The following is a 20,650-nucleotide window of genomic DNA, read 5'->3' as shown; positions in this document are numbered from 1 at the left end:
TTATTTAAACATCTTTGGATATTTAAAAAAGATTAATTTTGAATTATCTTTTGAGATATTTTTCCAAGAGTTTGTATCAAAATCTATTTTTAAAACTCCACTTGTAGGAATATTATCTTCAAAACTTCCAAGTAGAAAATTTGCTAAATCATTAAGTCCTGGATTGTGACCTATTAAAAAAATAGTTTTATATTTATCATCAACATTTTTTATAACTTTTAGAAGATTTTCAAATGGTGCTTCATAAATTGATTTCTCAAAAATAACTTCACCTTTATACTCAAACTTTTTTAAAAAATATTCTAAAGTTAGTTTTGTTCTAAATGAAGGTGAAGAGATTATTAAATCTGGTTTTTGTATCTCTTTTTTTAATATTTTTGCCATAAAAGGAGCATTTTTTGAACCTCTTTTATTAAGTGGTCGTTCAAAATCATCTAAAAGAGGATTTGACCAGTCAGATTTTGCATGTCTTATTAAAATTAACTCTCTCATTTTATATCCTAAAAAATAAAAAATATTCTATCTAAAAACTACTGTAAAAGCCTTTTCTTAGCTAATTTTAGCTATTATAGATGCTTAATTAATTAATTGGATTTAAAAATGATAGTAAAAATAGAGCTTGGAAATAGTAACTCATATGAGATATTTATAGAGAGATTAAAAGATTTATACTTTGATAGAAAAGTTGTTGTTGTTACAAATCCAACTGTTAGTAGTTTTCACTTAGAGTATTTAAAAACAAAATTAAGTGCAAGAGAACTTACTATTTGTACAATTGCTGATGGTGAAGAGTATAAAAATATGCAGACCTTAGAGATGATTTTGGACTCTTGTTTTGAAGCAAAACTTGATAGAAAATCTTTGCTTGTAGCTTTTGGTGGTGGAGTTATTGGAGATATGACAGGATTTGCAGCTTCAATTTATCAAAGAGGAGTTGATTTTATTCAAATACCTACAACTTTGCTATCGCAAGTTGATGCTAGTGTTGGAGGAAAAACTGGAATAAATAATAAATATGGGAAAAACCTAGTAGGAACATTTCATCAGCCAAAAGCTGTTTATATTGATTCAGCTTTTCTAAAAACTTTACCAAAAAGAGAGTTCGGTGCTGGAGTTGCAGAGATTATTAAAATGGCTGTTTGCTTTAATAAAGATTTTTTTGAATGGTTAGAAAAAAATGATTTAAATGATGAAAAAAATATAGATCTATCAATTCAAAAATCTGTTCAAACTAAAGCTTGGGTTGTTTCGCAAGATGAAAAAGAGCAAGGATTAAGAGCTGCTTTAAATTATGGGCATACTTTTGGGCATGTAATAGAGAATCTTACAAAATACAAAACTTATCTTCATGGTGAAGCTGTTGGAATTGGTATGTGTATGGCAAACTCTTTGGCTGTAAAACTAGGAATTATGAGTAAAGAAAATGAACAAAGAGTAAAAAATTTACTAGAAAAATATAATATTCCAACAACTTTTAAAATAGATAATGTAGAAGATTTTTATGAGCATTTTTATTTGGATAAAAAATCAAGCAATAGTAAAATAAAGTTTATAGTTCCTATTGAAATAGGTGATTGCAAAATTACAGATGAGATAAAAAAAGAGGATGTAATTGAAGTTTTAAAGGAATTTAAGTGATTAATAGAGTAATTACACTAATAGTTTTTTTGTCAATAACTCTTTTTGCATCACAAGAGATTAAAAATGAAAAGAGTAGTGAGCCTATTTTAGAGATTGAAAGCTTGGTTGAGCAAAATATATTATTGGATAAGATATTAAAAATTCAAAATTCATACAAAGATAATATTCTTATAAAAAGATATTCAAACTATCTTTCATATAGTAAAATTGCAAATGAATTAGATATTTTAAAAGAGAGTTTAAAAACTAAAAAGAAGTTTAATGATGAGCAAGAGTATCAGTTATTAAATAAAATAAGAGTAAAAGAGAATGAACTTGAATTAATAGGTGAGTATAGAGGATCTCCTATTGGAGGATTAATAAATCCACCTGATATTGGAGCTATTGAAAAAATCACAAATCCATTTGGAATAATTGGAGCTTTGTCAAATATTAAAATAATAGAGAGCAATAGAGATCAATTTACAAAATTAGAGCTTCAATTAATTGATTTAATAAAGAGTTTAAAAGAGGAAGAAGAGCTTTATAATCAAATATATTTATTGGATTATAAACCTCAATATGAAGAAAAAATAAACTTTTTAACAAAACAAATAAGAGATTTTGAAATAGTTTTAGATATTGTTGGAACATCATCTGAGGTCTATGATAGAAAAGTTGAACAAGTTATTTTAGAGACAAAAAATCAAATATCTCAACAAGTTGAAAAGATATTAGATATTTTACTAATAATTTTTATATTTTTTGTTGTAACTTTTTTAGTAAAACTAGCTTTAAAAAAATACTTTTTACAAAGTGAAAATTACTATATTGTAAACAAAGTTATAAATTTTACTTTGTTTATATTGATTGTTATGGTTTTACTATTTTCATATATTGATAATGTTGCTTATCTAGTAACAATCCTTGGATTTGCATCTGCTGGTATTGCAATTGCACTAAAAGATTGGTTTATGTCAATTTTTGCTTGGATGGTTATTGTAACTTCTGGATTTATTCAAGTTGGAGATAGAATTAGAGTTACAAAAGGAGATGTTGAGACTGTTGGAGATGTTTTAGATATTTCACTATTTAAAATTACAGTTAAAGAGGATGTTACTTTAGTATCTTATATGAAAAATAGAAGAGCTGGAAGAATATTCTTTGTTCCAAATAACTATATTTTTTCAGAGTTAATTGCAAACTATAGTCATAGTGAATTAAAAACTGTTTGGGATGGTGTAGATATAACTTTAACCTTTGATTCAAACCATAAAAAAGCTCAAAAAATAATTAGAGAGATTTTAAAGCACTACTCAAAAGGTTATAGTGATATTACAAGAAAACAGCTATCAAAAATGAGAAATAAGTATCAATTAAGAGCAACAGGAGTAGAGCCAAGAGTATTTACATTTATAGAGCCTTATGGAGTTGTAATATCAGGTTGGTATCTTACAAACTCTTTTGCTGCTTTGGTTTTAAGAAGTACAATAAGCACAGAGATTTTAGATGCATTTATGAAAGAGGATGATATTAATATTGCATATCCAACGCAACAAATAAATATAAATCAAACAAATAAAGCTTATGGACCATCAAGATTAAAAGAGATTATTGAAGATGAAATTTAGTACAAATAGACCAAAGGTATTTTTTAAAACATTTGGTTGTAGAACAAATATTTTTGATACACAAGTTATGATTAGCAACTTAAAAGATTTTGATGTAACACAAGATGAGAGTGAAGCAAATATTGTTGTAATAAACTCATGTACTGTTACAAATAGTGCTGATACAACTGCAAGAAGCTACATAAATGGTCTAAAAAAGCTTTCAAATAATCCAAAAGTTGTATTTACAGGTTGTGGTACTAGAACTAAAGGTGAAAAACTATTTAGTGAGAATAAAATTGATGCTTTATTTGGAGCTAGTTTAAAAGAGAATATCAATGAACTACTTAAAAAAGATGATAGATTTTTTGAAGAGGGTGATTTAAAATCTTTGGATAAAACTATTGTTGAAGAGTTTGTTGGTAAAAGTAGAGCATTTATAAAAATTCAAGAGGGGTGTGATTTTAGATGCTCTTATTGTATTATCCCATTTGTTCGAGGTGATGCTAGAAGTTATGAAGAGAATGTTATTTTAAATCAAGTAGAAACTTTGGCACAAAATGGTTTTAGTGAGTTTATTTTAACTGGAACAAATGTAGGAAGTTATGGTAAAAAAATGCACACTTCACTAGCAAAACTTCTTAAAAAAATGGCACTTATAAAAGGTGTTAAGAGAATTAGAATGGGAAGTATTGAGCCAATTCAAATTGATGATGAGTTTAAGGAGCTTATAAATGAGCCTTTTATGGCAAAACATTTGCATATAGCACTTCAACACACTTCAAAAGAGATGTTAAAAATAATGAATAGAAGAAACAAAGTTTTAAGTGATTTAGAGCTTTTTGAGTTTTTAAGCCAAAATGGATATGCATTAGGAACTGATTTTATAGTTGGACATCCAGGAGAAACGCAAGAGATTTGGAGTGAAGCTATGAAAAATTTACATAACTTTCCACTTACTCATGTTCATGCATTTACATACTCAAAAAGAGATGGAACACCAAGTGCCTCTATGAAAGATATGATTAAAGGCGATATTGCAAAAGCTAGATATATTGAGCTTGTTGAGATAATTAAGAAAAAAAATTATGAGTTTAGAAAAAACAGTAAATCAAAACTTGAAGTTTTAGTTGAGCAGGAAAAAAATGGAAAATATTTAGGATTTGATCAATTTTTTAATCAAGTTGAAATTTCAAGTAGTGAAGATTTAGTTGGAGATTGGTTGTATTTAGATGATTATTTAGTAAAGGATAATAAAAATGAAGCAAGATTCAAATAATAAAAGTATTGATAAAAACTTTAAGCTTATGATTATGTCAGCAATTGCATTGCTTGTACTTTTTGTTTATACTATTTATAAAAGTAGCTCAAATATTCAAGGAATCTCATACTATGTTGGTTTGGGATTTTTATTTATTTTACTTATTTTATCTTTTATTCTAAGAGCAAATCAAGATAAAATAAGAGATTACTTTTTAAAGAAAAAAGGAAAAAGTGTAGAGAGTAGTTTTGATAGTGAACTTAAAAAAAGTTCTGAAAAAGCAAATGTTGAGCTTGGTATTGAACCTGTAAAATCAAATATTACTTTCAAAGATGTTGCTGGTATTAAAGAGATTAAAGAGGAGCTTGAAGAGATTGTTGATTTTTTAAACAATCCTAAAAAGTACCAAAAGTTTAAAGTAAAACTTCCAAAAGGTGTTCTTCTTGTAGGACCTCCAGGTGTTGGAAAAACTTTGATTGCAAGAGCAGTTGCAGGAGAGGCAAATGTTCCATTTTTCTATCAAAGTGGAGCTAGTTTTGTACACATTTATGTTGGAATGGGTGCGAAGAAGGTGCGAGAACTATTTACAAGTGCAAAATTAAATGCTCCATCAATTGTATTTATAGATGAGATTGATGCTGTTGGAAAGATGCGAAGTGGAAAATCAAATGATGAGAGAGAGTCAACTTTAAATGAACTTCTAACTCAAATGGATGGATTTGATGGAGAGAGTGGTGTAATTGTAATTGCTGCAACAAATAAAATTGAGGTTTTAGATGATGCACTTTTAAGAGCTGGAAGATTTGATAGAAGATTATATGTTGGGCTTCCAAATATTGAAGATAGAAGAAAGATTTTGGAGCTATATTTAAAAGATATAAAACACAATATCAATTTAGATAATCTGGTAAATCAAACAGCTGGATTTAACTCAGCATCGCTTTCAACACTTGTGAATGAAGCACTTTTAAGTATGATAAAAGATAGTAGAGTTGAGCTTCTTGAAGATGATATACAAATAGCTAAAAACAAACTAGAGTTTGGTAAAAAACAAATAAGAATATTAGATGATAGTCAAAAAGAGATTTTAGCAATCTATCAAGCCTGTAAGGCATTTATTGCAAATAAAAAACTAGCACTTTTAGATGAGGGTGTTTCAAAAGATAGTTCTGTTTTTCCATCGTTTCAAGAGTTAAAAAATAGCATTAAAATTGATTTAGCTGGAACTATTGGTTTAGAGTTGTTAAAAAATGAAAAATATTTTGTATCAAATGATGATTTGAAAAAAGCTTATGATTTAGCTTCTAAAATAGTTGAAGAGTATAAAATGGCTCTAAATGCAAATGAGTTAATAGTCTCAATTAAAGATGAACTAAGAGCAACATTATCTCAAAATATTGAAAAAATTGAGAAATTAAAAGATATTATGCTTAAAAATGAGGTAATTACACTTGAAGATTTACAATAATTTTTTTAGTGGATTTTGTTTTTTTAATGAATCTTCGCTTTTTGAAGAGTATTTACAAGATGGTGATTTTGTTGTAAGTGGATTTTCATATGGTGCTATTAAAGCATTTTTACATGTAAAAAATAGTCAAAAAAGAGTTGATAAACTTCAACTTTTTTCACCTGCATTTTTTCAAACAAAAGATGAGAAGTTTAAAAGAATGCAACTTATGTTTTTTAAAAAAGATGAAGATTCTTATATAAAAAATTTCTTAGAAAATCTGAAAGATAAATCAACAAAAAGTATAGAAAACTTCTTTAAAAAAGGAAGTTTTGAAGAGTTAAATGAGCTTTTAAATTTTAAATGGAGCAAAGAAGATTTAGAAGAGTTGATAAAAAAAGGTATTAAAATAGAGGTTTTTTTGGGACAAAACGATAAAATAATTGATAGTTTAGCTGCAAAAGATTTTTTTAAAGAGTTTGCAACTGTTTACTATTTTAAAGATAAAGGACATTTATTATGATTGCAAAAATTGGAATAATTACAACAAGTGATAGAGCTAGTGCTGGAATTTATGAGGATTTATCAGGAAAGGCTATTATGGATACTTTAAATAGTTATTTAAAATCTCCTTGGCAAGAGGTTTATAGATGTATTAGTGATGATAGAGCTACCATTGAAGAGACTTTAATAGATTTAATAGATAATCAAAAGTGTTGTTTGGTTGTTACAACAGGAGGAACAGGACCTTCTCTTAGAGATGTAACTCCAGAAGCAACAGAAGCTGTGTGTGATAGAATGATGCCAGGATTTGGAGAGCTTATGAGAAGTGTAAGTTTACAATATGTTCCAACAGCTATTTTATCAAGACAAACAGCAGGACTTAGAGGAAGCTCTTTAATAGTAAATCTTCCAGGAAAACCAAAATCAATAAAAGAGTGTTTAGATGCAGTTTTTCCAGCAATTCCATACTGTATTGATTTGATGGAAGGTCCATATTTAGAGACAAATGAAGAGATTATAAAAGCTTTTAGACCCAAAAAATAACTAATATAGAAAGATAGGAATATAATCTATTTTCATAAAAAAATTAAGAGCTTTAAGATATAATCCACCTCATGGAAAATTTAATTAAAAAACTAGATCTAAGCGACTATATAACAAGCTTTTCAAAACTTTTTGCAAGAGACAAATCTATAATTTTAGAAGGTGATATAAATATTCACTATAAACTAATAGATGAGTTAGGAAGATTTGATTTTAAAGCTCCTTTGAGTGTTGAAAATCTTGATTCTCAACTGATTCATTTGCAAAAGCAGGGTATTTTAAAAATTTATGAAATATTTGAGTTTGTAAAAATTGTAAACTATTTTTTATATCTAAAAAGATTCAATTTTGAAGGTAAACTTTTTGAGTGGATTGATAAGATTGTAATTCCAAATGATATTTTAAAAATTTGTCAATATTTTGATGATAAATCAAATCTAAAAGAGGGTGTAAATGAAGATTTTGACAATATCAAACACGCTATTTATAAAAATAAAGAGGATATTAAACAAAGTCTTTATAAAACAGTAAACTCTTCAAAACTAAGACCATATTTGGTTGATATGCAAGTTCACTACATAAATGAGCAGGAGTGTTTGCTTTTAAGAGGTGGTTTTAGTAATATTTTAAGTGGAAGCGTAATAGATAGATCAAATAGTGGATTTTTTTATGTAGTTCCTCATAGTATTAGTGAACTTAAACAAAAACAAAATGATTTAAGAAATAAGCAAGAGGAGATTTTATTTAAACTTTGTAAAGAGATATCATCAACTTTTGAAAAAAATCTTCTTTTTTTAAAGTTTATAAATAAAGAGTTTGATAGATTTGATCACTATCAAGCAAGAATATTTTTTGCAAAAATAGGGGATAAAAACTTTATTCTTCCTTCAAAAAGTAGTGTAAACAAACTTGTAGAGTTTTCTCATCCAGCACTAGCAAATGCCAAGCCAATATCAATTGATTTTCCAAAAAGTGTTGTAATGATAACAGGTGTTAATGCAGGTGGAAAAACTATGATGCTAAAATCTATTTTAAGTGCTGTTTTTCTATCAAAATATCTTCTTCCATATAAAGCTCATAAAGATACAAAAGTTAGCAATTTTAAATATATAAATGCTGTTTTAGATGACCCACAAAGTGTTAAAAATGATATCTCAACATTTGCAGGTCGTATGGTTGAGTTTTCGAAACTTTTTTCAAGCAAAAATGCTATTGTTGGAGTTGATGAGATTGAACTTGGAACAGATTCAGATGAAGCTGCTAGTTTGTTTAAAGTTATGATTGAAGATTTAATTCAAAAAGATATAAAAATAGTTATAACAACTCACCATAAAAGATTAGCAGCTCTTATGGCTTCAAATCCTGATGTTGAATTAATTGCAGCTTTATATGATGAGGAGAATCAAAGACCAACTTATGAGTTCTTGCAAGGAACAATAGGAAGATCCTATGCTTTTGAAACAGCTTTAAGATATGGAATTCCTTTAAATGTTGTTAAAAAAGCTAAAGAGGTTTATGGAGATGACAAAGATAGATTAAATGAGTTAATTGAAAGAAGTAGCGAGTTAGAGCGAGAGTATAAACAAAAGATTCAAAAATTAAATAGTGAAATTGAAAACTATCAAAGATTGTCAAATAATTTAAAAGAGCAAAAAGAGCAGCTAGATGAGCATATTTATGTTGAGAAATCAAAACTTCACAAAGAGTATAAAGATGCAAGGGAAGAGGCTAAAAAAGCTATTAAAACAAAGCTAATTGAAGATTCTCATAGACATTTAAATATCTCTCATAAAATTGTAAAAGAGATAGAAGTAGAAAAAGCTGAAGATGAAATTGTTGATTTTAAAGTAAATGATAGAGTTAAATATAGAAATACAAAAGGATCAATTTTATCAATTAAAGGAGCTAAAGCCTTTATTGAAACTGATGCTGGATTGAAGATGCAAGTTTTATTAAGCGAACTAAAAAGAAGTGGAAATCCACTTCCAAAACCTAAGAAAAAAGTATCTTTAAATGTTGCAAAACCTCAAAGTGGTGATATAAAATTAGATCTTCATGGACAAAGAGCAGAAGAGGCTATTGAAAATCTTGATAAATTTATAAGTGATGCACTTTTGGCTGGTTTTGAAGAGGTTTTAGTTTATCATGGAATTGGTACTGGTAAATTAGCATTTGCAGTTAAAGAGTTTTTGAAAAAGCATCCAAAAGTGAAATCTTTTGAAGATGCTCATCCAAGTAGTGGAGGATTTGGAGCTAAAGTAATTAAACTTTAGTCTCTTCCTCTTTTCTCTTTTTTTCACATAAAATTTTTGTAATTCTGTTGTTATTAACAGCTAAAATCTTATATGTACAATCTTTGTCATTAATAGTTTCACCCTCAATTGGTAATCTTCCAATAAGGTTTAAAATTCTTCCACCAATAGTTACAGCTGATAACTCATCTTTTTCAAACTCAATATCTAAAAGTTCTTCAACTTTTTCAATATTTACAATTCCATCAAACTCATAACGATTTTCATCTATTAATAAAATAGATTCATCTTTTGGATCGTGTTCATCAGTTGTTTCACCAATAATCTCTTCTAAAATATCATCCATAGTAATAAGACCAGAAGTTCCACCATACTCATCAACAACCAAAGCTAAATGAATTCTACTTTTATTCATTCTTGTAAGAATTGAAGATATTGAAGTGTTTTCAGGCACCATAATAATTGGTCTTACAAGTTTAGAGATATCAAGTTTTTTACTCTCTAAAACATCATTTAAAATATCTCGTGAGTGAATCATTCCTACAATATTATCTTTACCACCATTGCAGTATGGATATCTTGTATGTTTTGTTGAAATAACTCTTTTTATATTCTCTTCTAAAGATTTTTCAGAGTTCAAACATATCATATCTTTTCTTGGAGTCATAATCTCTTTTGCAACAGTCTCAGAAAAATCAACAGCATTTTTTATTATTTCGCTTTCAACTGAGTCAATATGACCACCTTTAAAACTCTCATTTACAATAATTCTAAGCTCCTCTTCTGAGTGAGCTAGTTCATGTTCTGTAGCTGGTCTAACATTAAGTGCTCTTAAAATAGATGCAGCAACAATATCAAAGAATCTAATTAGTGGATAAAAAACTAACCAAAAAATGTATAGAGGTCTTGCTATATATAAAACCATAACTTCAGCTTTTGCAATAGCAATCGATTTTGGAACAATCTCTCCAAAAACTACATGTAAAAAAGTAACAATAGAAAAAGCAATAATAAAGCTAATAGTATGTAATAAAACTGGGTTATTTGCCAAAAAAGTTACATTTGATTCTATAAGTCTTGCAAGTGCAGGTTCACCAATCCAACCAAGAGCAAGTGAAGAAAAAGTAATCCCAAGTTGAGTTGCACTTAAATAAGTGTCAAGAGAGTTAGACATTTTTAGTGCCAAAGATGCACTTCTTTTTCCTTGTTTTACAAACTCTTCTAACTTTGTTCGTCTGACTTTAACAATAGCAAACTCTGAAAGAACGAAAAATCCATTTAAAAGCACTAATATAAGTGCAACAAGAAGCATAATATAGGATTGTATATCAGGGTCCAATAATTTTCCTTTAATTAAAATTTATTTTAGCTTGAAAATATAAACAATATTGACTTAATTTAAGCTTTTTATTAAGTAACTATTTTGTAATGTTTATTTTAAAAGTTTTATATTTAAATCAATATTTGATTTTGTTTTTACGCTTTGATTATCTATTAAAATTTGTCTCTCATCTACACCTTTTTCTTTGATTAAATACTCTTTTATATTTAAAGCTCTTAAAATTGAGTGCTCCTCTTTCTCCTCTTTTTCATTAAAAGATGCAGAAAAATTGATACCTAACTCTTTTTTACTATTTAATATCATTGCGATTTTATCTAAAGTCTCTTTTTGAACAGGAGTAATCTCATTTTCATTTTTTGTAAAATGAACACTTTTTATCTCATCTTCACTAAAATTAAACATTGAAGCAACAACTGAAAAAGGAGCAGTTGCAACTTTTGTCATTAGATTTAAAAAAGATTTCCATATTATTTTAGCTAGTGAAAATTGTGGATCACTAATATTTCCAGAAACAGGAAGATTAATATCAATTGTTTTTGATAAATCTTCTAGAAGTACAACTGCCAAATCTAAAGGTAAAACTATTGCATTTTCACTAACTACACTATCTGTAAACTCTATGTTTTTTATTATTAGTTCATTTTTAGCTTTTAAATTTGAGTTTTTAATATCATAATCTAAATTCAAATCCAACCTTCCACCATCAAGTTTTCTACCAAGATATTTTGAGCTATAAGTTGAAAAATTACCTATATTGATATTTTTTAAAATAAGTTTAATATCTGAAAACTCTTTAAAATCATGAATATTTAAAAGATTTTTTGAATTTAAAACACCATATCTATCTACTATTGCATCTAAATCAAATTTGTACAATTTATCTTTTGGAGATATATTTGCTTTTATATTTGATATGTCAGTTTCAAATTTATCTGTAGTGCTATTGCTTTTTGTATGAAAAATTATATTTTCATTTGTAAAATTTAAGTTTAAAATATCAAAATCTAAATTTTTGAAATCAAAAGATGAGTTTATAAAATCTATATCTTTTGTATTTAAATTCAAAGAGTCAATTTTTAAACTTGATTTAGTGATATTATCGATTAAATTGTAATTTAAATTTTCAATATTTAAATTTGATATTTTAAAATCCCAAGATTTATCATTTTCATTTTTCTCTTCTTCTAAATTCTCTTGATTCTCCTCTTTTTTACTATTTATCAAATTTGAGAAGTTTGAACCATCTTTATTTAAAATCATATTTGTTGTTAAATCATCAAATTTGATTAAATTTATATCAATATTTTTTAAATCTAAATCTATATTTGTATCTTCAACTGCAAATTTATTTAAATATAAAATCTCATCATCATCTTTTATCACTTTTGTATTATTTATTTCAAATAGTTTACTAAATAACTTTAGTTTTAAATTATCTTCTAAGTTTACATTGTAGTTTAAAATAAGATTGATATTTGATTCATCATTTATTTTAAAATTGAAAAGTTTTTTATCAAAAGCTAAAAGATCATTTATTTTTAAATCATCTATTTTAATTTGACCATCAATATTTAGTGGATTTAATTTAATTCCAGCTTTAATACTAAGTTTGCTATTTTGATTTATAATAGCTTCAAGATTGTTTGATGATAGGTAGTTTTTATATGTTCCAAAGTCGTATATTGTGTAGTTTAAATCTTTTAGGTTTATATTAAACTTCTCATCATCTACAACTTTGCTATAGTCTATTTTTGAGTTTTTTAATGAAATTTTATATACAAAAAAATCAAAGCTATTTTCACTTTTTTTCTCAGTTTCTTTGGTTTCTAAACTCTTTTCATTCTCTTTTAATAAGTGTGCAAAATTTATCTCTGCATTATTATCAACAATATTTATGTATGCTTCATCTAAAGTTATATCTCTTACTCTTAAATGTCTCTCTTCTAGGGATTTTAAAGTTGCTATATCAATATATAGATTTTTTAATGAGAAAATAGTATCTTCTTCATATATTAAAGCAAAATTTTTAATATTTAGTTCAAAGCTAAGTGGATTGAAGTATATTTTATCAATTTTTGTTGTTGTAACTAAGGTTTTATCTAAATTTGAAATAATAAGTTTTTTGGCAATAAAAGGAACTAAAAAAAATCCCAATAATAGATAAAAAACTACTAAAGCACTTAGAATTTTGGCTATTTTTTTCATACTATCTCCTCAATAAAATATCTTTGGTTTTTACTTTTTACTACTAAATTTGTATCAAAAATTGTACTTAAATTTTCGCTAGTTAAAATCTCATCTTTTTTACCACACTTATAAATTGTTTGATTATAGATTAAAGCTACATTTTTTATTTGAGGAAAAATCTCTTCAAGGTGGTGTGTTACTAAAATTATAGTTGCATTTGAAGATAGCTTTTCTAACATTTTTATAAAATTTATTTGTGCTTTTATATCAAGCCCAACTGTTGGTTCATCTAGTACAAAAGCCTTTGGATTGTGAATTAAAGCTCTTGCAACTATACATTTTCGAAGTTGTCCAGTACTCATAGAAGATACTTTTTTATCTTTTAAATCAAAAATATCTAAGAAATTCATAACTTCAAGAGCTTTTTTTATCTGCTCTTTTGTAAAATCTTGATGAGTAAATACTCCTATTGAGCTATAAAATCCACTTAAAACTACCTCAAAACCAGTTAAATATCCAGCCTCTTTTTCAAAATAGTTGTGTAGGTCATTTGTGATTACTCCTAACTCTTTTTTTAAATCAAAAATTGAGTATATACTTTTTCCAAAAATCTCTTTTTTGAACTTTTTTGTATGTCTTGGATGAATTTGTGATTGAATTAGTTTCATTAAAGTAGATTTTCCACTTCCATTTGCACCTAAAATTGCAAAGTGTTCACCACTTTTTATTTTTAAATTAATATTCTTTAAAACAATATTTTCATCATATCCAACATCAATATTTTCAAAATCTATTATATACACAAAAATCTCCTAAATTTTAAAATGCTCATTCTATAATAAACAGACTAACTATTTTATTAAGTTTTTTAATTGTAAAATATTGTCGCAATTTTTTTTGCTAATATTTTTAGCAAAAAATTTACTACCAAAAAAGGAGCGTTTAGCATGAATAATCAAATTAAAGTTGCAATTGTTGGATATGGAAATTTAGGAAGAGGTGTTGAACTTTCTATTTCAAAAAATCCTGATATGAGTTTGGTGGCTGTTTTTTCAAGAAGAGACCCAAAAAGTGTAACTACAATAAACACTCCTGTTTATAGTGTAGAAAATATTTTAGATTTTAAAGATAAAGTTGATGTTTTAATTCTTTGTGGTGGTTCAAAAGATGATTTACCAATACAAGGACCTTTATATGCAGAGCATTTTAATATTGTTGATAGTTATGATAACCACGCAGAAATTCCAAGCTATTTTGCAAGTGTTGATAAAGTTGCAAAGCCTAATAAAAAAGTAGGAATGATATCAATTGGTTGGGATCCTGGAATGTTCTCAATAAATAGACTTTTTGGAGAAGCACTTTTACCAGATGGAGATACATACACTTTTTGGGGTAAAGGTTTAAGTCAAGGACACTCAGATGCTATTAGAAGAGTTGAGGGTGTAAAAGCTGGAGTTCAATATACAATTCCATCAAATAGTGCTATTGAAAAAGTAAGAAGTGGAACAAGACCAAGCTTGAGTACAAAAGATAAACACACAAGAGAGTGTTTTGTTGTTTTAAAAGATGGTGCTGATGCTAAAAAGGTTGAAAATGAGATAAAAACAATGCCAAACTACTTTGAGCCTTATGATACAACTGTAAATTTTATCTCTCAAGAAGAGTTTGATAAAAATCACAACACTATGCCTCATGGTGGATTTGTAATTAGAAGTGGAAATAGTAGCAATGGTATTAATCAAGTAATTGAGTACTCTTTAAAACTTGATAGTAATCCAGAGTTTACAGCTAGTGTTTTAGTTGCTTATGCAAGAGCTACTTATAAGTTGGCTTTAAAAGGTGATTTTGGAGCAAAAACTGCATTTGATGTAGCACCAAATTTACTATCTGCAAAATCTCCTGCTGATTTAGTAAAAGAGCTTTTATAATATTTTAAAATTGGGTAATTCCCAATTTTGAATATCTAACTCAATTGATTTTCAAGCTCTTTTAATAAAAACTCTCTCTCCTTTATTCTAACTTCAATCAAATTTAGTTGAGAATTTTTATCCACAATTTTTCTTTGTAAACTCTCAATTTCATCCTCTTTTGTCAAAATATGAGTAATCAAATCTTGAAACTCTCTATTCTTCTCATCTATTTTATTTGCAATTGAACTTAAAACTGTATGTTTTGATGTAAGTTCTTGATTTAGCTCTTCAAGAAGATGCTCTTTTGCTAAGATTTTATTATTAAGATCAAAAATTAATTGCTTTTTAGAGTCTATTTTAAACTCTAAAGATTTTAAATCTTGCTCTTTAGCTCCAATAATATCCATATTGCTATCCAAAATTTTATATATTTTTTGTGGAGCATATTCAAGTTTTAAAATATCTGCAACTATTTTAAGTCTCTCAACCATATCTTTTTTTTGCATTCTAGCATTTCTTCCAAGTTTAAAGTCAAACATAGAAAAAACAGCATGAGCATGAGGATTTGAAACTTTTACATAAGTTTGAATATCAACAATTTGTGAGAACTCTTCTGGTTTTTCACTTGGATTATCAATACTACAAATATACCAGTTGTCATCTTTTTTTATAATATTTTTATATGGTTTATAAGTTACACCATCTTTTAAAAAATATCCCTCATCTTTATGAATTGTAAGATTTATAAGTTCATGTCCACCAAATTTCTGCTTTAAATCAAAAAATAGATTTACCAAATCATTTTGCGTGTGAGTATCATCTATAGTTATAATTGCCTCTTGAAACATATTTGAAATAGCACTTTGTTGCATTTTTTGTTTTACTGTTTGTTCATACTTTTGTTTTGCAAGTTCTAGAAAATTGTCGTAGTCATAAAAACTTTTGTAGCTGTTGTAGTTGCTATTTTCAAAAATAGCACTATTGTGTCCGTTTAATCTTTGTGTGTGTATATCTGTAAATTCGTCTCTTCTATTTACAGAAAAAGATGCTTTTCTCATTTTACTCTCCCCTAAGTGGTGCTTTAGCACCTACTAATGGGTAAAATTGTTATATGTTTTTTATTAAAATTTGATTAAATTGTCTTAGAAAATCTTCTTTTATCTTCAGGAATTTTGTTTAAATAAGCATCAAAAGGCATACATATATTTCTAATTAGCATAGTTCCTGTGGCAAATACCTCTATTTTGTCATCAAATATTTTAAGAAGTTGTGCATCTTCAAACTCTTTTAAAGCTTTTAGTGCATCATCAAAATACTCTTTAAAGTTAATTTTAAATTGCTCTTCTACTTTTTTGATATTTAAAGAGAAGTTACTCATAAGTTCCATAATTACAAATTGTCTTAAAATATCATCATCTGATAGTTTATAACCTTTAAATACTGGTAAATCTTCATTATCAATAGCCTTTTCCCAAAGTTCCAAATCCTTGTAGTTTTGTGCATAATAATCAACACCATTTCCAATTGATGTAACACCAATTCCAATTAAATCAGCACCACCTTTTGTAGTATATCCTTGGAAATTTCTATGAAGTTCACCTTTTAAAATAGCTTTAAAAAGTTCATCATCTGGTTTTGCAAAGTGGTCCATTCCAACCATTTTATAGCCATTTGATGTGAAAAAATCTATTGTAAATTTTAGCATCTCAAGTTTTTCATCTGGTTTTGGAAAAGTTGTTTCATCAAATTTTCTCATAGTTTTCATAAGCCAAGGAACATGCGCATAATTAAATACAGCAAATCTATCTACATCTAAAGTTAACATCTTCTCTAAAGTAGTTTTAAAACTCTCTTTTGTTTGGTGTGGTAAACCATAGATTAAATCTGTATTAATAGATTTAATTCCAGCATCTCTAGCTATTTTTATAACATTTTGTGTAAGCTCAAATGGTTGAACTCTATGAATTGTTTTTTGTACATTCTCATCTAAATCTTGAACTCCAAAGCTAAGTCTATTAAATCCACCAGCTTTTAAAACATCCATATGCTCTTTTGTGAAATATCTTGGATCTACTTCACAAGATATCTCTGCATCAAGGCTAAAATTTGGAAAAATATCTTTGATTTTTTTTATTAAATCTTCTAGCTGTGATGGTGAAAAATATGTTGGAGTTCCTCCCCCAAAGTGCATTTGAGTTACAACTCTTGAAGTATCTAAATGTTTTTTTAAAATATCAAGCTCTTTTTTAATATACTCAATATATCTTACTTTCTTATCCTCTTTTGATGTAAAAATAGTATTACAACCACAAAAATAACAGGCACTTCTACAAAAAGGAAGGTGAAAATATAGAGATAAATTTCTATTTTTATCTTGATTTTTAAAATACTTTTTTAAATCATCTTGTGTAAAACTTTCACTAAACTCAGGTGCAGTTGGATATGAAGTATATCTTGGTCCTGGTTTTGAGTATTTTACGAATTTGGCGAAATCTATCATCTATTTATTGTCTCTTTTTTTGCTTTTTTTATCTTTTTGTTTTTCATCTCTTTTTTTATCTAACCAAACCATAATACCTTTTTGAGCATGAAGTCTATTTTCAGCCTCTTGGAAAACTCTACTTTGCTCTCCTTCAAGTACAGCTTCACTAACTTCATAATCTCTATAAGCTGGAAGACAGTGTAAAAATATAGCTTTTTTACTAGCAAGTTTCATAATATTCTCATCAACTATAAAACCACTAAAATCTTTTATTCGCATATTTTTTTCAGCCTCTTGACCCATTGAAATCCAAGTATCAGTTGTAACAACAGTTGCTCCAGCAGCTGCCTCTTTTGGATCAAAACAAGTAGAGATTTTTGCACCACTTTTTTTAGCCTCTTTTAAAGCCTCTTTTAAAATATCTTGATCTACTTGATAATTTTTTGGAGTTGCAATTCTTAACTCAAATCCTAATTTTGAAGCCATATTTAGCCATGAGTGAGCCATATTGTTTCCATCACCAATATATGCAACAACTAGATTTTTATCAAGTCCCTCTTCCATTATTGTTAGATAATCTGCCATTAATTGAACAGGGTGAAGTTTATCTGTAAGTCCATTTATAACAGGAACTTTTGAGTATCTTGCAAACTCTTCAAGTTTCTCTTGCTCAAAAGTTCTAATAGTAACCATATCAACCATTCTTGAAATTACTCTAGCAGTATCTTTCATAGGTTCACCTCGACCTAGTTGTATATCATTTGATGATAAAAATAGTCCAACTCCACCCAACTCATAAATACCAGCTTCAAATGAAACTCTTGTTCTTGTAGAGCTCTTTTCAAAAATCATACCTAAAATCTTTTTAGGCATATAATCTTTGTGTTTACCAGATTTTGCATCATTTTTTATCTTTTTTGCTAGATTTAAAATCTCTAAAATCTCCTCTTTTGAGAAGTCCATTAAGCTTAAGAAGTGTCTCATACTATATTCCTTAAATTATTAAAAGTTATTATTTTAGTTAATTTAACTTTATAAACACTTAATATAAAGGAAAAATTGATAAAAAAGTCAAAACCACAAAATAAGCAAGAAATTGATAAAATAACACATTAGAAAAAGGATTATTATTTGAATAAACTATATTATAGTTATGAAATGTGCAAAAATGATACTACAAAACTTGTAAATTTGGTAAAAGATTTTAAAGCAGAAGCTTTTATAAGTGTTGCAAGAGGGGGATTGACTCTATCTCATCTTATGGCACAAGCACTTAATCAAAGAGATATATTTTCTATAAACTCAATATCTTATGATAGAAAAAATCAAAAAGATAGTGTAGAGATTTTTAATATTCCCAATTTATCATCTTATAAAAAGGTTTTAATAATTGATGATATAGTTGATAGTGGGAAAACAATGGTTGAAATATTAAAGCTATTAAATAATAGATTTCCAAATTGTGAATTCAAGCTAGCAACACTTTTTTACAAACCAACGGCTTTGATTAAACCTGATTTTTATATAAATAAAACAGATATTTGGATTGAATTTTTTTGGGAAGTTGATATAAAAGGAGATTAAATGGTATATGATAGTAGGGCTAGAAAATATCTAGCATTTTGTTTTATTCTATTTGCAAGTGCTATTGCACTTGGAGCTTTTGGAGCTCATGGATTAAAAAAAGTATTAACACCTGAAATGCTAAAAGTTTTTCACACAGGTGTAGAGTATCAGTTTTACAACACTTTAGCACTTTTTGTTATAACTTTTTTAACAATGTTAAGAGCTTATAATAGTAAGCTAAAATTGGCACAAAATTTACTTATAATTGGAACTTTGATTTTTAGTGTTTCTTTATATATTTTAACAATTTTCAATATTCCAAAACTTGGAATGATTACACCAATTGGTGGGACTTTACAAATTATTGCTTACATAATTGCTGCTTATGCAGTTTTAAAAGATAATAAATAAAAGGAGAAGATAAAATGGCAGTAAAAGAGCACGCATTTGATATTTCAGCAAAACTTGATATGCAAGAGATGAAAAACGCTGTTATTCAAGCACAAAAAGAGATAGATAATAGATACGATTTTAAAGGAATTAGTAAAGAGATTGATTTAAATATTGGAGCAAAGACTTTAACTCTTATCTCTTCAAGCGATAACAAAATTGATGCAATGCTTGATATTATGATTTCAAAAATGAATAAAAGAGGAATTAGTATAAACTCACTTGAAGAGCTTAAAAAAGAGGATAGTAGTGGTGGGAATAGAAAATATAGTTACAAAATAATTGATAGTATTGAAAAAGATGAAGCAAAAAGAATTCAAACAGAGATAAAAAATCTAAAATTAAAAGTAACTGCTGTAAATCAAGGCGACACAATACGAGTTACAGGAAAAAACATAGATGATTTACAAGCTATTATGAAGCATCTAAAAAGTTTGGATTTAAAAGCTCCTTTGGTATTTGATAATTTTAAATAAAAAGAAAAAAAATGAAAAACCTAATTACAGATTTAAAAGTAAGTGAGTTAAAAGAGTCTAACTATATAAAACCACTCAAAGTAAACTTTACTTTAAATGGAGCAAAAAAGAGTTGGGAAGCTGTAAGAAGCCACGATAGTGTATCTGTGTTACTCTATCATAAAGAGAAAGAGTCATTTTTACTTGTAAAACAGTTTAGAGTTCCTGTCTATTTAAATGATAAAAATATAACTTATACTTATGAACTTTGTGCTGGTCTTGTAGATAAGAATATGACTCTTGAAGAGATTGTAAGTGAAGAGATTGATGAGGAGTGTGGTTATAAAGTAGATAAAAAAGATATCAAAAAAATCACCTCTTTTTTTACAAATGTAGGAATTAGTGGAGCAAAACAGCATCTATATTTTGCAAATATTTGTGAAGAACAAAAGATACATAGTGGTGGTGGAATAAATGATGAGCAAATAGAGCTATATTTTTTGGCTAAAAAAGATGTTGATGATTTTTTATTTGATGAGAATAAGGCAAAAACTCCAGGTCTTATGTTTAGCATATATTGGTTTTTAAAAAATGAGAAAAATTTAGGAATTTAATGAAATTTTTTACTATTTTTTTACTTCTTTTTGCTTTTTTAAAAGCACAAAATGATGACTCTTTGTTTATCACAAAACTTGAATATGGGAAGATGTTATATGAGAATCCAAGAGGAATAGGGTGTAACAGTTGTCATTCAAATAGTGCAAAGGGTAAGCAAATAGTTCAATTTAAACACACTTTTAGAGGTGAAGAGTATTTGTGTACTTTGTATGCTCCAAATATAAAAGATGTCTCTTTCGAAGTTTTTAAAACAAAAGTAAACTCAAAAAGAAATCCAAATAAAAAGTTTAAAGATGATCAAATTTGCGAAAAATTAATTTATAAAGCAAATATAATGCCAACATACTACTTAACACAAGAGGAGATAGAGTCAATCTACTTTTATATACAAAGTTTAAATTAG

General features: G+C 27.3%; 20 protein-coding genes. 13 read left to right on the top strand and 7 right to left on the bottom strand.

Going from position 1 to position 20,650, the window contains the following annotated elements; genetic code table 11:
* The gene (locus ASKIR_RS06030; protein ID WP_066350851.1) at window positions 1-492 is read right to left on the bottom strand and encodes a SixA phosphatase family protein; all 492 of its coding nucleotides are present in this window, start codon (window positions 490-492) and stop codon (window positions 1-3) included.
* A 108-nt stretch (window positions 493-600) separates the two neighbouring features.
* Here ASKIR_RS06030 and aroB point away from each other — a divergent pair, with 108 nt between their 5' ends.
* The 7 genes from aroB (at window position 601) to ASKIR_RS05995 (ending at window position 9,258) form a co-directional block, all read left to right on the top strand.
* Window positions 601-1,638: a 3-dehydroquinate synthase gene (aroB, locus tag ASKIR_RS06025; RefSeq protein ID WP_066350844.1), complete on the top strand. Its 1,038-nt coding sequence runs from the start codon at window positions 601-603 to the stop codon at window positions 1,636-1,638.
* Complete coding sequence (locus tag ASKIR_RS06020; RefSeq protein ID WP_082946375.1) at window positions 1,635-3,251, top strand: mechanosensitive ion channel family protein; 1,617 nt, start codon at window positions 1,635-1,637, stop codon at window positions 3,249-3,251. Before aroB ends, ASKIR_RS06020 begins: the two co-directional genes overlap by 4 nt.
* Window positions 3,241-4,509, top strand: a complete 1,269-nt coding sequence (mtaB, locus tag ASKIR_RS06015; protein ID WP_066350842.1) for a tRNA (N(6)-L-threonylcarbamoyladenosine(37)-C(2))-methylthiotransferase MtaB — start codon at window positions 3,241-3,243, stop codon at window positions 4,507-4,509. The genes ASKIR_RS06020 and mtaB overlap by 11 nt, the downstream gene beginning before the upstream one ends.
* The gene (locus ASKIR_RS06010) at window positions 4,490-5,959 is read left to right on the top strand and encodes an AAA family ATPase (RefSeq protein WP_066161481.1); all 1,470 of its coding nucleotides are present in this window, start codon (window positions 4,490-4,492) and stop codon (window positions 5,957-5,959) included. The genes mtaB and ASKIR_RS06010 overlap by 20 nt, the downstream gene beginning before the upstream one ends.
* Window positions 5,943-6,461: a pimelyl-ACP methyl ester esterase BioV gene (gene bioV / locus ASKIR_RS06005; RefSeq protein ID WP_066350840.1), complete on the top strand. Its 519-nt coding sequence runs from the start codon at window positions 5,943-5,945 to the stop codon at window positions 6,459-6,461. The genes ASKIR_RS06010 and bioV overlap by 17 nt, the downstream gene beginning before the upstream one ends.
* Window positions 6,458-6,985 carry a molybdopterin adenylyltransferase gene (gene mog / locus ASKIR_RS06000; protein WP_066350837.1) on the top strand — a complete coding sequence of 176 codons (528 nt, stop codon included), beginning with the start codon at window positions 6,458-6,460 and terminating at the stop codon, window positions 6,983-6,985. Before bioV ends, mog begins: the two co-directional genes overlap by 4 nt.
* Window positions 6,986-7,056: 71 nt before the next feature.
* The gene (locus ASKIR_RS05995) at window positions 7,057-9,258 is read left to right on the top strand and encodes an endonuclease MutS2 (RefSeq protein ID WP_115588305.1); all 2,202 of its coding nucleotides are present in this window, start codon (window positions 7,057-7,059) and stop codon (window positions 9,256-9,258) included.
* On the opposite strand, the gene ASKIR_RS05990 is transcribed toward ASKIR_RS05995, so the two are convergent.
* The 3 genes from ASKIR_RS05990 to ASKIR_RS05980 all read right to left on the bottom strand — a co-directional run bounded on the left by ASKIR_RS05990 (window position 9,248) and on the right by ASKIR_RS05980 (window position 13,569).
* A complete protein-coding gene (locus ASKIR_RS05990; protein WP_322896906.1) occupies window positions 9,248-10,576 on the bottom strand; it encodes a hemolysin family protein in 1,329 nt (442 codons plus the stop codon). The genes ASKIR_RS05995 and ASKIR_RS05990 overlap by 11 nt on opposite strands.
* Before the next feature lie 93 nt (window positions 10,577-10,669).
* Window positions 10,670-12,784 (bottom strand): DUF748 domain-containing protein, encoded by a 2,115-nt coding sequence (locus ASKIR_RS05985; RefSeq protein ID WP_115588306.1) that lies wholly within the window; start codon window positions 12,782-12,784, stop codon window positions 10,670-10,672.
* Entirely contained in the window at window positions 12,781-13,569 is a 789-nt protein-coding gene (locus ASKIR_RS05980) for an ABC transporter ATP-binding protein (RefSeq protein ID WP_066350823.1), read from the bottom strand. Before ASKIR_RS05980 ends, ASKIR_RS05985 begins: the two co-directional genes overlap by 4 nt.
* 144 nt (window positions 13,570-13,713) lie before the next feature.
* On the opposite strand from ASKIR_RS05980, the gene ASKIR_RS05975 reads away from it, so the two are divergent.
* The gene (locus ASKIR_RS05975) at window positions 13,714-14,694 is read left to right on the top strand and encodes a diaminopimelate dehydrogenase (protein ID WP_066350821.1); all 981 of its coding nucleotides are present in this window, start codon (window positions 13,714-13,716) and stop codon (window positions 14,692-14,694) included.
* A gap of 35 nt (window positions 14,695-14,729) precedes the next feature.
* On the opposite strand, the gene ASKIR_RS05970 is transcribed toward ASKIR_RS05975, so the two are convergent.
* From ASKIR_RS05970 to argF, 3 genes are all read right to left on the bottom strand, one after another.
* Complete coding sequence (locus ASKIR_RS05970) at window positions 14,730-15,734, bottom strand: hypothetical protein (protein WP_066350820.1); 1,005 nt, start codon at window positions 15,732-15,734, stop codon at window positions 14,730-14,732.
* Between the two features lie 74 nt (window positions 15,735-15,808).
* On the bottom strand, window positions 15,809-17,176 hold the full coding sequence (gene hemN, locus ASKIR_RS05965; RefSeq protein WP_066350819.1) for an oxygen-independent coproporphyrinogen III oxidase: 1,368 nt from the start codon (window positions 17,174-17,176) through the stop codon (window positions 15,809-15,811).
* On the bottom strand, window positions 17,177-18,142 hold the full coding sequence (argF, locus tag ASKIR_RS05960; protein WP_066161472.1) for an ornithine carbamoyltransferase: 966 nt from the start codon (window positions 18,140-18,142) through the stop codon (window positions 17,177-17,179).
* Between the two features lie 147 nt (window positions 18,143-18,289).
* Between argF and ASKIR_RS05955 the strand changes: the two genes are divergently transcribed.
* Genes ASKIR_RS05955 through ASKIR_RS05935 form a run of 5 tightly spaced genes read left to right on the top strand, consistent with a single transcriptional unit; the run spans window position 18,290 to window position 20,650 of the window.
* The gene (locus ASKIR_RS05955) at window positions 18,290-18,742 is read left to right on the top strand and encodes a phosphoribosyltransferase (protein WP_066350817.1); all 453 of its coding nucleotides are present in this window, start codon (window positions 18,290-18,292) and stop codon (window positions 18,740-18,742) included.
* Entirely contained in the window at window positions 18,743-19,135 is a 393-nt protein-coding gene (locus ASKIR_RS05950) for a DUF423 domain-containing protein (RefSeq protein WP_066350815.1), read from the top strand.
* A gap of 14 nt (window positions 19,136-19,149) precedes the next feature.
* A complete protein-coding gene (locus ASKIR_RS05945; RefSeq protein ID WP_066350813.1) occupies window positions 19,150-19,650 on the top strand; it encodes a YajQ family cyclic di-GMP-binding protein in 501 nt (166 codons plus the stop codon).
* An 11-nt stretch (window positions 19,651-19,661) separates the two neighbouring features.
* On the top strand, window positions 19,662-20,243 hold the full coding sequence (locus tag ASKIR_RS05940; protein ID WP_066161468.1) for an NUDIX hydrolase: 582 nt from the start codon (window positions 19,662-19,664) through the stop codon (window positions 20,241-20,243).
* Window positions 20,243-20,650, top strand: coding sequence for a c-type cytochrome (locus ASKIR_RS05935; protein ID WP_066407998.1), 408 nt, complete (start codon window positions 20,243-20,245; stop codon window positions 20,648-20,650). The genes ASKIR_RS05940 and ASKIR_RS05935 overlap by 1 nt, the downstream gene beginning before the upstream one ends.

Source organism: Aliarcobacter skirrowii CCUG 10374, assembly GCF_003544835.1.
GTDB lineage: Bacteria > Campylobacterota > Campylobacteria > Campylobacterales > Arcobacteraceae > Aliarcobacter > Aliarcobacter skirrowii.
This window is presented reverse-complemented; position numbering and strand designations above follow the sequence as displayed.